12 protein-coding genes are annotated in these 14,287 nt (G+C 61.6%); 11 read left to right on the forward strand and 1 reads right to left on the reverse strand.

Annotated features, from left to right (window positions below; all coding sequences use genetic code 11):
- Nucleotides 1-438: 438 nt before the first annotated feature.
- The 8 genes from BGC09_RS15470 (at nucleotide 439) to BGC09_RS22940 (ending at nucleotide 9,217) form a co-directional block, all read left to right on the forward strand.
- Nucleotides 439-2,070 carry an isochorismate synthase gene (locus tag BGC09_RS15470; RefSeq protein WP_176728943.1) on the forward strand — a complete coding sequence of 544 codons (1,632 nt, stop codon included), beginning with the start codon at nucleotides 439-441 and terminating at the stop codon, nucleotides 2,068-2,070.
- Nucleotides 2,048-3,889, forward strand: coding sequence for a 2-succinyl-5-enolpyruvyl-6-hydroxy-3-cyclohexene-1-carboxylic-acid synthase (gene menD, locus BGC09_RS15475; protein ID WP_069804967.1), 1,842 nt, complete (start codon nucleotides 2,048-2,050; stop codon nucleotides 3,887-3,889). Before BGC09_RS15470 ends, menD begins: the two co-directional genes overlap by 23 nt.
- Nucleotides 3,889-4,764, forward strand: a complete 876-nt coding sequence (gene menH / locus BGC09_RS15480; RefSeq protein ID WP_069804969.1) for a 2-succinyl-6-hydroxy-2,4-cyclohexadiene-1-carboxylate synthase — start codon at nucleotides 3,889-3,891, stop codon at nucleotides 4,762-4,764. Before menD ends, menH begins: the two co-directional genes overlap by 1 nt.
- Before the next feature lie 55 nt (nucleotides 4,765-4,819).
- Complete coding sequence (gene menB, locus BGC09_RS15485; protein ID WP_069804971.1) at nucleotides 4,820-5,638, forward strand: 1,4-dihydroxy-2-naphthoyl-CoA synthase; 819 nt, start codon at nucleotides 4,820-4,822, stop codon at nucleotides 5,636-5,638.
- Nucleotides 5,639-5,671: 33 nt separating this feature from the next.
- A complete protein-coding gene (menC, locus tag BGC09_RS15490; protein WP_069804973.1) occupies nucleotides 5,672-6,772 on the forward strand; it encodes an o-succinylbenzoate synthase in 1,101 nt (366 codons plus the stop codon).
- A gap of 38 nt (nucleotides 6,773-6,810) precedes the next feature.
- A complete protein-coding gene (locus BGC09_RS15495; protein WP_069804975.1) occupies nucleotides 6,811-8,373 on the forward strand; it encodes an o-succinylbenzoate--CoA ligase in 1,563 nt (520 codons plus the stop codon).
- Between the two features lie 106 nt (nucleotides 8,374-8,479).
- Nucleotides 8,480-8,794, forward strand: coding sequence for an L-rhamnose mutarotase (locus BGC09_RS15500; protein WP_069804977.1), 315 nt, complete (start codon nucleotides 8,480-8,482; stop codon nucleotides 8,792-8,794).
- A 252-nt stretch (nucleotides 8,795-9,046) separates the two neighbouring features.
- Nucleotides 9,047-9,217: a hypothetical protein gene (locus tag BGC09_RS22940; RefSeq protein WP_176728944.1), complete on the forward strand. Its 171-nt coding sequence runs from the start codon at nucleotides 9,047-9,049 to the stop codon at nucleotides 9,215-9,217.
- A 239-nt stretch (nucleotides 9,218-9,456) separates the two neighbouring features.
- On the opposite strand, the gene BGC09_RS22945 is transcribed toward BGC09_RS22940, so the two are convergent.
- Nucleotides 9,457-9,597, reverse strand: a complete 141-nt coding sequence (locus tag BGC09_RS22945; protein ID WP_176728945.1) for a hypothetical protein — start codon at nucleotides 9,595-9,597, stop codon at nucleotides 9,457-9,459.
- 718 nt (nucleotides 9,598-10,315) lie between these two features.
- Here BGC09_RS22945 and BGC09_RS15510 point away from each other — a divergent pair.
- From BGC09_RS15510 to BGC09_RS15520, 3 genes are all read left to right on the forward strand, one after another.
- Complete coding sequence (locus BGC09_RS15510; protein ID WP_069804981.1) at nucleotides 10,316-11,998, forward strand: ABC transporter substrate-binding protein; 1,683 nt, start codon at nucleotides 10,316-10,318, stop codon at nucleotides 11,996-11,998.
- 280 nt (nucleotides 11,999-12,278) lie between these two features.
- Nucleotides 12,279-13,280, forward strand: a complete 1,002-nt coding sequence (locus BGC09_RS15515; RefSeq protein WP_069804983.1) for an ABC transporter permease — start codon at nucleotides 12,279-12,281, stop codon at nucleotides 13,278-13,280.
- A gap of 5 nt (nucleotides 13,281-13,285) precedes the next feature.
- Nucleotides 13,286-14,284, forward strand: coding sequence for an ABC transporter permease (locus BGC09_RS15520; protein WP_084658973.1), 999 nt, complete (start codon nucleotides 13,286-13,288; stop codon nucleotides 14,282-14,284).
- The last annotated feature ends 3 nt before the right edge of the window (nucleotides 14,285-14,287 follow it).

Genomic DNA, 14,287 nt, shown 5'->3' on the forward strand with positions numbered 1-14,287 from the left:
GACTGCTGCGATCAGATAAGAATCTCCAAGTAATACAGGTCTTCCATATTTCCGCATTTCATTCGAGCGCCTCCCACAGTCAGGCGTCTTGATAGCCACTTAGATTGAGCAGGCAGCTCGCACATCTTCGTGCTCAAGGGTAGTCCAATAAAGGGAGGGGCGTCAAGAGCATTGATGTTGCCCAGTGCTCCTGCTAGCTCGGCCTCACCTCAGCGCTTGAAACTTCTGGGCCCGCAGTGAGCCCCCTGCTGGTCAGGATAGTCAGGTCGCTCTATAATACTACAAGGCAGTGCTTTCGGACGGAGGCCGCTCGCTTCAGCAGGGCGGCCTTTAGCTTGCCGCCGCGGCCTTTGCGCCGTCATCAGTCCCCCGTGCTTCCAAGTCATGAACTGGGCGGCTACGCCATTACTTTCGCTGGATAGGAATGATTCTGAACTGATGAGGAACGCCTTTAGCAGCACTCTGGGCACAAGTACAGAGTCAGAGCCTGCGTTTTTCCCCTGGCAGCGACAGCGTCTGCTTCCTCTGCTGATGGAAGCCCGCGAGCGCGCTTTGCGCACAAGACACCCCGTGCTTGTGAGCGTCAGCGGCCCGCTGGCACTGGCCAGGCAGCTTTTGCCTTTCTCCACAGCCCACCTCCAGCCGCCGGCAGACGAGAGCACCGACGCCCATCCGCATTCTGCCAACGAGAGAGAGCGAGTAACGGCAATAGCTTCAACCGGGCTTGATCCCTTGATCTGTTTCGCAATCGGGCCAGCGCTTGGCTTCACAGAACGCTTCTATTGGCAAGAGCCAGGGGAGCAACGGATTCTGGTCGGCCTCGGTAGCACGGCCACGCTGGAGGCCCAGGGGCGGGAGCGCTTCCGCCAGTTGGCCGGAGCCTGGCAGCGCCTGACGGCGGAGGCCCTGGTTGCAGCGGAGCCAGCGCCCGCTGGTCATGGCCAGCCCCTCCTGTTCGGCGGCTTCTCATTCGATCCAGAGCAGCCACACTCAACCCTCTGGAAGGAATTTCCTGATGGGCTGCTGATGCTCCCTACCTTCTTGTTTAGCTTTGCTGCTTCAGAACCCACTCTAACAGTCAACGTGCTGGCCGAGGCAGCAATGGACCCGCGGCAGCTGGAGGACACTGTTATGGCGCAATTGAAGGCCCTGGCCCAGGCGCTGGCCAATCCCCCTGCAGTTCCTCTCTCCATAGCTGCGGCCGCAACACCATCCTCTCTGCGCCTTGAGCCGCTGCTGCCTCCGGCAGCCTGGATGGCCCAGGTCGCCCAGGTTGTCGATCAGATCCGCCGTGGCGCCTATGAAAAAGTTGTCCTTGCCCGCGCCATGCGCCTGCTGCGCCAGGATGGGATCTTTGAGCCAGAGCCAGCCCTTCAACGTCTACGCGAGAGCTACCAGGAAGCCTATCTCTTCGCCTTCAGTCGCGCCGGGAGCTGCTTTCTGGGAGCGACGCCTGAACGCCTCGTCCAGGCCCAAGGAGGGGCAGTAGAGACAATGGCCCTGGCCGGGTCCGCTCCCCGTGGTCGCTCTCCCCATGAGGATGAGCAGCTCGCCCGTGAACTGCTGGGCAGTAGCAAGAATCAGCGCGAGCATCAGATCGTGGTGGAGATGCTGCGGCAAGCGCTCGGGCGCCTGTGCACCGAGATTCATAGTGATCCCGAGCCGCACCTGCGTCGTCTGAAGAATATTCAACATCTGGAGACGCGCATTACCGGCCAATTGTCATCTGGTCGTTCGGTATTGGAGGCCCTAGAAGAGCTACACCCTACCCCGGCGGTTGGCGGCTTTCCACGGGCCGCCGCCCTGGCAGCGATTCGCTCTGGCGAACGGCTTGATCGCGGCTGGTACGCGGCCCCTATCGGATGGATGGATGCCGCCGGCAATGGGTCTTTCGCCGTGGCTCTGCGCTCAGCCCTCCTGCGGGGCCAAGAGGCGACGCTCTTCGCGGGCGGCGGGATTGTGGCCGATTCTGATCCGGCCAGCGAATACGCTGAGACCCGATGGAAATTCCGCGCCATGTTAGGGGCGCTGGGAGTGGACGAAGACGATGACGAGAGCAACTTCCGATAGATCGACTCCAGCCAATCCACTCTACGCTTACGTCGGAGCTTTTGTCTCCGAGCTACGGCGGGCTGGTATTGCTCATGTGGTAATCTGCCCCGGATCGCGCTCGACGCCGCTCGCGCTGGCTTGCGCAGAGCAAGAGGGCCTGCGCGTCTGGATGCACATCGATGAGCGTGCGGCAGCCTTCTTTGCCCTCGGAATGGCCAGGCGGCTGGCCTCGCCTGTGGCTTTGCTGTGCACCTCGGGGACAGCAGCAGCGAACTTTTTTCCGGCCATTATCGAGGCCAGGCTGACGCGCGTGCCGCTGGTGGTCCTGACCGCTGATCGCCCTCCTGAGTTACGCGACTGCGGAGCCCCCCAGGCCATCGATCAGCTCCGTCTCTATGGCGTCTATGTGAAATGGTTCATGGACGCGGCCCTGCCCGAGGCTACTACGGCAGCCTTACGTTATATCCGCACGCTGGCCAATCGCGCGGTGGCTCTGGCGCGCGCCAGGCCCGCCGGTCCTGTGCATCTCAATCTGCCTTTTCGCGAGCCACTGACGCCCGAGCCACAGCCTCAGCTGCTGCCCCCCACCAGTGAGCGTGATCCGCTTGCCTGGGAGGGACGAGCCGGGCAGGCTCCCTATGTGCGGGTCACGGAGGCGGAAGGCGTCGGCCTGCCTGCAGCTGAGGTGGCGCGCCTGGCAACCCTGCTGCACCAGCACCGCCGTGGCCTGATTATTGCCGGACCACAGAGTGAGCCAGACCTGGCCCCAGCTCTTCAACGCCTGGCCGAGCGCTGCGGCTATCCGCTCCTGGCCGATCCGCTCTCTCAGGTGCGCAGCAGCGGGCAGCCCACTGGCTCAGTCCTGTGCAGTTACGATGCTTTTCTGCGCAGCGAGCGCTTTGTCACCAGCTCCGCCCCTGAACTGGTGCTGCGTTTTGGCGCCATGCCAACCTCTAAGCCGCTTTTGCTCTATTTACAGCGCTACGCCGATCGACCTCTACTGGTGGTTGACGGCGCTGGCGGTTGGGAGGAGCCGACGCAGCTCGCCAGCGAAATGCTCCACGCCGATCCTCTGATCGTCTGCGAGCAGTTGGTCGAGGCTCTGGCTCAGACAGGCAGCAACGAAGAGCGTCAGGAGGGCTGGCTTGAACACTGGCAACAGGCCGAGCGGCTGACCCGGCAGGCCCTGCGCCAGACAATGGAGACATTTCGCCCGCTGTTCGAGGGCCGCGTCTTTAGCGAGCTGGCAGAGCTGTTGCCCGACGGCAGTACGCTCTATGCGAGCAATAGCATGCCCGTGCGCGATCTGGATACCTTTTTCTGGAGCACACGGCGCATCCGCTGCCTGGGCAATCGCGGCGCCAATGGGATCGACGGCGTTCTCTCCAGCGCCCTCGGAGTGAGCGCCGCGCAGCAGACCCTGGCCGATGCAGGACCGGTGGTGCTGGTCATCGGCGATCTGGCTTTTCTCCACGATCTCAACGGACTGATCGCAGCCCATCTACACCGGCTGCCCCTCCTGATCATTCTGATCAATAACGACGGCGGCGGGATCTTCTCGTTCCTGCCCCAGGCAGCCTACCCGGAGCACTTCGAGCAGCTTTTTGGGACGCCCACGGGCCTGAACTTTGCGCCCGCTGTAGAGATGTATGGCGGACGGTTCCGCCGCGTTCACTCGTGGGAGGAGTTCCGCCGTGCCTGCCGGGAAGGGCTGAGAGACGGCGGACTACAGGTGATCGAAGTGGTCACCGAACGAGCGAGCAATGTACAGCTCCATCGCCAGCTCTGGCAAGCGGTGGATCAGGCATTGCATCCCACGGCCAGCGAGGGGGTATAATGGGAAAGGCACAGGTTGAGCGCCTTCTTCTTCAGGTCAACGGGCTGCATCTTAGCCTGCTTCAGGCTCACCCGCTGGACCAGCAGGGCCAGCCGACTCTGGTTCTGCTGCACGGTTTCACCGGCAGCGCTCTCAGCTGGGGCGCGCTGCTTGAGGAGTTTGCCAGCGCAGGTTTGAGGGTCATCGCCTTCGATCTGCATGGTCACGGCCTCTCAGAGGCACCCACGACTCCTGAGCGCTACAGCATGGAGCACTGCCAGGCCGACCTGCTTGCCGCCTTGCGGCAACTCGGGATTGCCCCCGGCGAGGCGATTCTCCTCGGCTACTCGCTGGGGGGGCGGATCGCGCTCTATTGTGCTTTCTCCGGCTTTTTCCGCTCTCTCATTCTGGAAAGTGCCTCTCCTGGTATCGCTGATCCCCAGGAGCGTGCCCTGCGCCAGCGCCAGGATGAGGAGCTGGCCGCCAGCATCGAGCGCGAAGGAGTGGCGGCCTTTGTCGCTCGCTGGGAGCAGCTGCCGCTCTTCGCCAGTCAACAGCGCCTGCCCGAGGAACAGCGGGCTATCCTGCGGACTCAACGGCTGGCTAATCGTCAGCAGGGCCTGGCCGGCAGTCTGCGCGGCGTAGGCACCGGGGTACAGCCCCCCCTGCATGGGCGGCTGCCGGAGTTGGCGCTGCCAGTCTTGCTGATCTGCGGGGCCTTGGATGAAAAGTTTTGCTCCATTGGCAAGGAGATGGCTCGCCTCCTTCCCAAGGCCATCCTGGCGATCGTGCCAGACGCCGGCCATACGGTCCATCTGGAGCAACCAACCCGCTTCGCCGAGCTGGTTCTCTCTTTCTGCTCCACCCTGGCACCCGCAGGCGAGCAGAGAACCTGATGCGACAACAGTGCCGTGAGTAACATCAACGAAGAAAGGGGAATGTTGCAAAACTATGCCTGTTCATTGGCAAAAGGTCTGCGATTATCAAGACATTATTTTCGAGAAGGCCGAAGGGATCGGCAAGATCACAATCAATCGCCCGGAGGTCCATAACGCCTTTCGTCCCGAGACCCTGAGCGAGATGATTGACGCTTTCAACCGCTGTCGCGAAGACCCCGAGATTGGTGTGGTGATTCTGACGGGTGCCGGCACAAAAGCCTTCTGCTCCGGCGGGGACCAGCGTGTACGCGGCGAGGGCGGCTATGTTGATCAGGGTGGCGTGCCACGCCTCAATGCTCTCGATCTTCAGAAAGTGATCAAGTATCTGCCCAAGCCTGTCATTGCGATGGTGGCCGGCTATGCCATTGGCGGCGGCCACGTGCTGCATGTGCTCTGCGACCTGACCATTGCCGCCGACAACGCGCGCTTTGGTCAGGCCGGGCCGCGCGTGGGTAGCTTCGATGCCGGTTGGGGCGCGACCATGCTGGCGCGTATCGTTGGCCATAAGAAGGCTCGCGAGATCTGGTATCTGTGCCGTCAGTATACCGCCCAGGAAGCCTTCGAGATGGGCCTGGTCAATAAAGTGGTGCCGCTAGAGGAGCTAGAAGAGGAGACCATCAAGTGGGCTAAGGAGCTGCTGGAGAAGAGTCCCACGGCCCTGCGCTTCCTTAAGGCCGCATTCAACGCCGATACGGATGGCCTGGCCGGCCTGCAAGATTTGGCCGGCAATGCGACCATGCTCTTCTACATGACTGAGGAGGGCAAAGAGGGACGCAACGCTTTCGTGGAGAAGCGCAAGCCGAATTTCTCCAAGTTCCCGCGCTTGCCCTAGTGTGCCAGAGTGCCGAGCGAGGACAGAGCCGCGATGGTCGCCGATCTCACGCTTGAGCGCATCCGCTGGCAGGTCTATTGTCTGCCGCTGCGCGCTCCCTTTCGCACCGCTCACGGTCTGCTCAGAAAACGCTGGGGGGCCATCGTTGAGGTGAGCAGCGCCGGCGGGAGCCTCCAGGGCTATGGCGAGCTGGCTCCGCTGCCGCCTTTTAGTCCGGCGCTGAGCAGCGTTCTGGCAGCTCTGCCTGCCCTGGCGAAGAGCCTGGAGGGGATCACGCTGACCGAGGCCCTGGCCCGGCTCCTGGCAGCACAAGAGGCAGGGCAGCTACCAGCTCCAGCAACCTTCGCGCTGGAGGTGGCCCTGCTCGATCTGGCCGCCCGCGCGCATGGGCATGGACTGCTCGCTCCCTATGCCCGCCTCACCGTGCCCGTCAATGCCGTCATTGGCGCCTCCGCGCCCGATGAGGCCGCGCAGGCCGCTCGCCAGGCAGTAGCCGCCGGCTTTCGCTGTCTTAAGCTTAAGCTGAGCGGTGATGAGCAGCAGGACAGCGAGCGCCTGGCAGCGGTGCGCGCCAGCGCGGGAGAGGCCATCGGCCTGCGCCTGGATGCCAACGCCAGTTGGAGCCTGACGCAGGCCGAGCACCTGCTACGGGCCTATGCCCGGTACGATATTGCCTACGTTGAGCAGCCCCTGGCTGCCAATGACCTGGAAGGGCTGCGTCAGCTGCGTCGTCACAGCCCTGTTCCTATCGCCGTCGACGAGAGCCTGAGTAGTCTGGAAAGCGCTCGCCAGGTGCTGCGCCTGGAGGCCGCCGATGTGCTCATCCTGAAGCCGCAGTTTTTCGGCGGCCTCCGACCAGCCCTCCAGCTCATTGAGGAAGCTGTTGCCCACAAGGTGACCTGCGTCATCACCAGCGCTCTGGAGGCGGGCATCGGCGTCTGCTCCGCCCTGCACCTGGCTGCCGCGCACCCTGCACTGACTGAGGCTGCCGGTCTGGCAACCCTCTCGCTGCTGAGAACAGACCTACTCACAGAACCGCTCTCCCTCGACGCAGGCCAGTTCCAACTACCGCCCGGGCCTGGCCTGGGTGTGAGACCGGATCAGATAGCTCTGGCCCACTACTCAGTACTATAAGAAGAAGCGCATCGGAAGGAGAGAGAAGAGAGAGAAGCATGGACCCGGACACTTCCCAGACCGCAGAGGGTTCCGTCCACCTGCCCGACTGGCTGCAGCGCTGTGCAGAGAATCGTCCTCAGCATCTGGCCGTTCAGAGCGGGGCCTTGCGCTGGAGCTTTGCAGAGCTGGCGCAGCAGACTACCCAACTGGCCCGGCAGCTCGCCGCGCTTGGCGTCAGCAGCGGCAGCCGAGTTGCCTTGCTGGCGGCCAACAGCCCGGCTTACGTCGCCTGCGTCCACGCCCTGACTCGCTTGCGCGCCATCCTTGTCCCGCTGAACACGCGCCTGAGCGAGGCCGAACTCAGCTGGCAGATCCAGGATGCCCGTGTCAGTCTGCTCCTGAGCGATCCAGGACAGGCAGAGCGAGCACGTTGCCTGGTTGCAGCACTACCGCAGCTCTCCTCAGCGGTGTTGCAGTTACGACCGGAGGGCAGCGTGGTGCTTGATCCGTTCCCCGCCCAGGCCCAGGCTGTCAGTCTGACATCTGCTCCCTTGATCGATCTCAACGCAGTGCAAGCGATCATGTACACCTCCGGCACCACGGGCCAGCCCAAAGGCGTGCTCATCACCTATGGGATGCACTGGTGGAATGCCATCGGCTCTGCTTTGAACCTGGGTCACCACCTCGACGATTGCTGGCTGGCCTGCCTGCCCTTCTTCCATATCGGTGGCCTGACCATCATCATGCGCAGCGCCATCTATGGCATCAGCATCAATGTTCACGAGAAATTCGACGCCGGCGCCGTCAACCGCTCCATCTTCAACGAGGGCGTCACGATCATCTCGGTCGTGGCCGTGATGCTCCAGCGCATGCTGGAGGCACTGGAGAGTGAGCAACCAGGGGCCCGCTATCCGGCCCGTCTGCGCTGTGTCCTGCTCGGTGGAGGGCCGGCCCCGCGCCCCTTGCTGGAAGCCTGCGCCGCGCGTGACATTCCCGTCGTCCAGACCTATGGTCTCACTGAGGCCTGCTCGCAGGCCGCCACGCTCTCGCCCGCCGATGCCCTGCGCAAGCTCGGCTCTGCCGGGCGCCCGCTGCCGCCAGTTCAACTGGAGATTCGCCAGGATGGCCGACGCGCTGCTCCCGGAGAAGCCGGGATGATCTATCTCAAAGGCCCAACAATCACGCCGGGGTATCTCAACCGTCCCGAGGCAACAGGCGAGGCGCTGCAAGATGGCTGGCTGGCAACCGGCGACATCGGCTATCTCGATGAAGAGGGTTATCTCTACGTGCTCGACCGCCGCTCCGACCTGATTATCTCAGGCGGCGAAAATATTTATCCCGCCGAAATTGAAGCCGCCTTGTTGAGCCATCCCGCTGTCGCGGAAGCCGGCGTCTGCGGCCAGCCCGACCCACACTGGGGCCAGGTGCCGATCGCCTTTGTACGCCTGCGTCCAGGTCAATCCACGAGCGCCGAGTCGCTGCTCTCCCACCTGCAACCACGTCTGGCACGCTATAAGCTGCCGCGTGCTATCCACTTTGTGACCGAGCTGCCACGCAACTCTTCCGGCAAATTGCTGCGCCGCCAGCTTCCCTCACTGCTTCAGCATGCGCTAGACTGAGAGGAAGGACGCCCCAGGAGTCCTGGCACTCTGCAGCTCGCCAGCGCCTACAGCGCGCCTGTCTACCGGAGAGCCAACAACGAGGAAGGAGAAAGGAGCCACCACCATGCAACGCATTGCCTTCTTGATGAGTGTGAAGCCCGGCTACGAGGAGGAATATAAGCGCCGCCACGACGAGATCTGGCCGGAGATGGTGGAGGCGCTGCGTCGCGCCGGCGCCCGCAACTACAGCATCTTCCGTCACGGGACTCAGCTCTTCGCTTACCTGGAAACGGACGATTTCGAGCGCATGGCCAAAACCCTGGCCCAGGACCCGGTTAATCAGCGCTGGCAGCAGCGGATGGCCGACATTCTGACCCAGGAGATCGATCCACAGACCCAGTGGCCGCCGCTACTACCTGAAATGTTTCATATGGATTAACCATACAGCTTACCGCTGGCTGATTTGAGCCACTCAACTCACTGGCTTTGGGGCCGCTGAGAGCCTCATGGTCTCCGGCGGCCCCACCTTCTTGTTAGCCGCAGTCCTCCGGCATCCCCTCTTGCCAGAAGATCGCAGCCATGACTCGCTCCTCTTGTCTCTCTCCTCCCCCCCTCACTCGTGTTGAAGGAGGTGATGCATCGCTCACGGCCCTGAACCCAACCGTTGTCACAGGAAGTCATGGAGGTTACCATGCCAGACAAAAAGCCCCTCAAAGGGGTAGGCGAAAAAGAAGAGCGGCAATACGAACACATCAAAGAAGAGGCAGAGAAGAGTGGGCGCTATGGCAAGCGAGCACGTGAGGTCGCTGCCCGCACCGTCATGAAGCAGCACCACGAGAAAGGGCACAAAAAAGGCGAGTAGCAGCCCGCGTCTTCACCGCGCTCATCCAGGCAGAGAGGTGAGGCTCGCCCGGCACCCGCAGCCAGGGCCAGGCCAGTGTTCTTCTCTGCCTGGTCTGGCAACAGGAAGAGCAGTCGTGGAATTGGCCCCAGGAAAGGTCTCTACCTCACCCAGTTTCCCATCTCTCGAAGCTTCCCCTAACAAGACCGCCTCTGAAGCCCTTCGCCCTTGACACGCCCGTGGCCATTGCCTATAAATAACTAAACCAGCTCGCTGAGGCCACCACCCTTATCAATGCTGGCGAGTATGGCAACGCCGCCTTGATCCTCACCCGCAGTGGGGCCGCCGCATGTGCCTTCCGCTATCGCGTCGAGGTCGACAACGTCAGTATGCATCACCATCGGTGAAGTCGCCCCAATGGTCTACCTTCTTTCAGCGACGCCGTGCGTCTCTTCACCGAGAGCAGGGCGTCCATCTCACGCTGAGAGAGCGACGATAGCAGCCATGCAAGTGGCATTGGGAGCAACAGAGGCATAAATGGCATGGCGCGATTGTGAGCCTGCCAGCCTCACTACATCTTGCCCCTGGTAGAGCGGGGCTTGCGCGAGAGTTCTCGTCAATTTTTGGTCTAGTGGTCTAGATGTCTTGACAGATCGCAGGAAAGGGAGTATAGTTTCTAGAGAACTGGTCTAGACGATCTGTCATATTTCTCAAAAGAGGGGTCGGAGGCAGAAAGGCTGCGCCGACCGGGAAAGGAGTGACGAGAGGAGGGCACGGTGGCGCCGTGGCGCCCGCAGCGGGGAGCGGGTAAAAGCGCGCGCTCGTGGCACCGATCCGCAGAGACACGAGACGAGAGGGGCGACCATCACCTCAGCAGCATCGACAACCGACAGAGCGGCTCAGCTTGGGCCGCGCCGTGCCGAGGCGAGTTATCAGGCGAGGAGCAACTTGGGCGGCGCGGCAGAAGCCAGAGAGCGCAGGCATCCATTTCCTCCCTGGCCAGGGGCAGGCTGGCGCTTAGCGACAGCGTTTTCCAGCCTGCGCTGATCAGGCCCACGCGGAGCACCAACAAGCGGTAAATACTCACCGTATTTCAAGAGCCGTTACAGGAGGTTCTTTGTGTTTGGCAACCCAGAGCGCACAACAGGCATGAAGCGCAAGGCCGGCATCCTGTGTCTCAGCCTCCTGGCCCTCCTTGCGCTGCTGCTCACAGCCTGTGGCGGGAGCAGCTCGCAGAGCAGCCAGTCCGGCAAAAAGGTCCTCACACTGGCTGCGCAAGCCAGCGCCTTCACCGATCAGGGTTTCAACCCCTATGCCCCCACGCCGAACATCGGCATCAACGGCTTCGTCTATGAGCCACTTGAATTCTGCAACGTCAATGACAACACCTACCATCCTCTGCTGGCGCTCAGCCATCAATTCAACAGCGACTACACCCAGGTCACCTTCCATCTGCGGCAGGGTGTTAAATGGAACGACGGCCAGCCCTTCAGCGCCGACGATGTCGTCTTTACCTTCAACGCCCTCAAGCAATATCCAGCTGCGGACCTGAACGGCGACTGGGGCTATCTCAAGAGCGTCGTGGCCTCCGATGCCAACACGGTTGTCATGACCTTCCAGAAGCCCTTCCCCGGGGCGATCTATTACATTGCCGGCCTGACTGTCATCATCCCCAAACACATTTTCGAATCGGTCGGCGATGTTACCAAATATTACAGCAGCAAGCCAGTTGGCACTGGCCCCTTCGTCGTAGGCAAATACACCTCTGATCTGCTGGTACTGGACAAGAATCCCAGCTACTATCAGGCCAACCTCGTCAAGGTTGACGAAATCAAGGAGCCGCGCTACAAAGACAACGATGCCTTCAAGCTGGTCATGCCCAGCGGCCAGGTCGACTGGTCGGGCTACTATGCAGACAACCTTCAGCAGAACTTTGTAGCCAAGGACCCGCAGCACTTCCACTACTTCATGGCCCCAGTTGACGAGTTCGGGATCTTCATCGACGTGCATGACCCGCTGCTGAGCGACGTGGCGGTGCGCAAGGCGATCAGCGCGGCCATTGACCGGCAAGCAGCGGCCCAGCAGGGCGAGTCGGGTCTCGTGCCCCCCGCACCACAAACAGGCCTGCTCCCCACGCCCGGCAATCAGCAATATGTCTTGCCAGAGTATGCCAACCTGGCGACGACCCCCAATGCAAGCCAGGCTCAACAGATCCTCAAGAGTGCCGGCTATACCCAGGGAAGCGACGGTATCTTCACTAAGAATGGCCAGCGCCTCTCCTTCGAGCTGATCTCGGTCGCCGAGTACTCTGACTGGAACAAGTGGGCCCAGGTGGTGCAGAGCAACCTCAAGGCCGCAGGCATCGATATCCATATCAAGCTCATGCCGGAAGCCCAGTATCTCACCTTCCGAGCAGCAGCGAAACCTTACCAGCTGATGATCAGCGGTGTGGGAGGCGGCCCTACTCCCTACTCCATCTACAATGGCACGCTGAGCAGCCAGAACATTCCGCCCAATGGACGCAACAGCAGCTACTGGAAGGATGCCCAGACCGACAAGCTTCTCCAGCAGTTCGCATCGACGATGGACCCGGCTCTCCAGAAGCAGGCGATCCAGGGCCTGGAACGCATCATGGTTGAGCAGGTGCCCTGGATTCCGGTGGTGGCCGGCGCTCGCTGGTTCGAGTACAACACGATGCGCTTCACCGGCTGGCCCGACCAGCAGAACCAGTACGCTGTCGGCTCGCCCTACTCCTATCCCGATAATGAGATTATTGTGATGCACCTGCAGCCCGTTTCGTAGGCTCCCTCCCTACTTCCGGGACCTGCCGAGCAGCGGGATGGCCTCTCGGCCCTGGCCAGAGAGGCCATCCCCTTGTCTGAGACCAGTCCAGGAGAGAGGCGGCAGGCGCAGGCGAGTGATCTCTTTACGTTGACCGTTGTTCTGCTTCAATCTTGATGGTATACTCCCCCCAGATGGGGAGAATCTCTGAGGAGCGCGCCTTGCCTATCTGCGCTGCCTGCGAGCCTCGATGACAGGTCTGGCGCAGCGCAGATCACGGAAGGTACGAAGGAGTCCCTGAATGCGCCACTTGCTTCGTCGCATTCTGTTCTATCTGTTCGCCGCCTGGGCGGCAATTACCCTGAACTTCGTGATTCCGCGCCTGGCTCCAGGTGACCCGGCAGCAGTACTGTTGGGCAATCTGCAGAGTCGCGGTATCCACGTGGGAGCCGCCTACTTGAAGGCCATCCAGGCGGAGCTGGGCTATAATACCAGTGACCCGCTCCCTGTCCAGTACCTCGACTACCTCAATAGTCTGTTGCACGGCAACCTGGGGGTGGCCGTGACTTCCTCCTTCGAACCAGTGACCAACGTCATCGGGCGCGATATCTTCTGGTCGCTGGGTCTGGGCCTGGTCTCCGTGATCCTCAGTTTTGCCCTCGGCTGCCTGGTGGGCATCATTGTGGCCTGGAAACGCGGCTCGCTGCTCGATACGATCTTGTCACCAGTGCTGAATTTCCTGTCGGCGATCCCTTACTTCTGGATGGCCCTCTTGATCCTTTACATCTTCGGCTTCGAGCTGCGCTGGTTCCCCCTGACCGGCGGCTACGATGAGCTGAATGTCGACCCAGGATGGACGCTTGATTTCATCGCAAGCGTGATATATCATGGGATCTTGCCAGCCCTGACGATTGTTATCGCTTCCATCGCCGGCTGGATGCTCACCATGCGCAACTCGATGATTACTACGCTCTCAGAGGACTACGTGCTGATGGCGAAGGCCAAAGGCTTGCGCACCAGTCGCATTATGTTCGCCTACGCGGCCCGCAATGCGATTCTGCCCAATGTGGCCGGCTTCGCTATCTCGCTGGGCTTCATTGTCGGCGGCCAGTTGCTGACGGAGATGGTCTTCTCCTACCCCGGCATCGGCTACTCCCTGCTGCAGGCGGTCCAAAACCAGGACTATTCCCTGATGCAGGGCATCTTCCTGGTCGTCGCCCTCGGCGTGCTCGGCGCCAATTTCCTCGCCGAGCTGAGCTACGCTTTCCTCGATCCCCGCGTCCGCCTCGAAAGGAGCGCCTGACCACTATGAGCCTGGGCAAGAATCTTCAGCACGTTGCTACTCTAGAGCCGGAAACGATCCCGTCAACGTTTCCAAAAAAGTTTCCACGCAGGGATTCGCGGCTGGCCCGTCTGGGAGGGAGCCTTCGGCTCGTCTGGCGGGTCTTGACGAGCAATCGCAAGGTGGCGATTGGCAGCAGCATTGTCGCCTTCTTCTTGTTGGTGGCCATCTTTGGGCCACTGTTGGCCCCTTATGATCCCACTGCGACCTCCAGGCTTTCGGAAACGCCGCCCTCGGCAGCCCACTGGCTGGGCACGACGGCCACGGGTCAGGACATCTTCTCGCAGCTGCTCTACGGCACGCGCAGCAGTGTCTTCTGGGGTTTCCTGACCGGCCTGCTGGTGACACTGGTCTCGGTCGTGGTCGGCCTGGTGAGCGGCTACTTCGGCGGGATCATCGACGAGCTTCTCTCGCTGGTGACCAACGTCTTTCTGGTGATCCCTGCGCTCCCGCTGGCCATTGTGGCGGTCGGCTACTTCCCCAAGGGGCCGCTAACGATCGCCCTGGTGATTATCCTCACCAACTGGTCTTTCAACGCCCGCCTGCTGCGAGCACAGACGCTCTCGATGCGCAGCCGTGAGTTTGTCACGGCGGCGCGGGCCAGCGGTGAGAATGTGTGGCGTATCATTTTCTTCGAGATTTTCCCCAACGAGATCGGCATTGTGGCGGCGGCTTTTGTGAGCACAGTGATCTTTGTGCTGTTGGCCTGGACGGCACTGGAATTCCTGGGTCTGGGCGATATCAATACCGTGAGCTGGGGAAGCATGCTCTATTGGGCTCAGCAGTCCGATTCGATCTTCTCTGGCCTCTGGTGGTGGTTCGCTCCCCCAGGCTGCTGTATCGCCTTGCTTGGTGCCGCCCTGGCGCTGATCAACTTCGGTATCGATGAGATCGCCGATCCGCGTCTGCGCAGCGAGGTCAGCGAGCATGTGCCGAAGGAACTCAAAGAGAAGGCGGTAACGTAATGT

This window comes from Thermogemmatispora onikobensis (assembly GCF_001748285.1).
GTDB classification, from domain to species: domain Bacteria; phylum Chloroflexota; class Ktedonobacteria; order Ktedonobacterales; family Ktedonobacteraceae; genus Thermogemmatispora; species Thermogemmatispora onikobensis.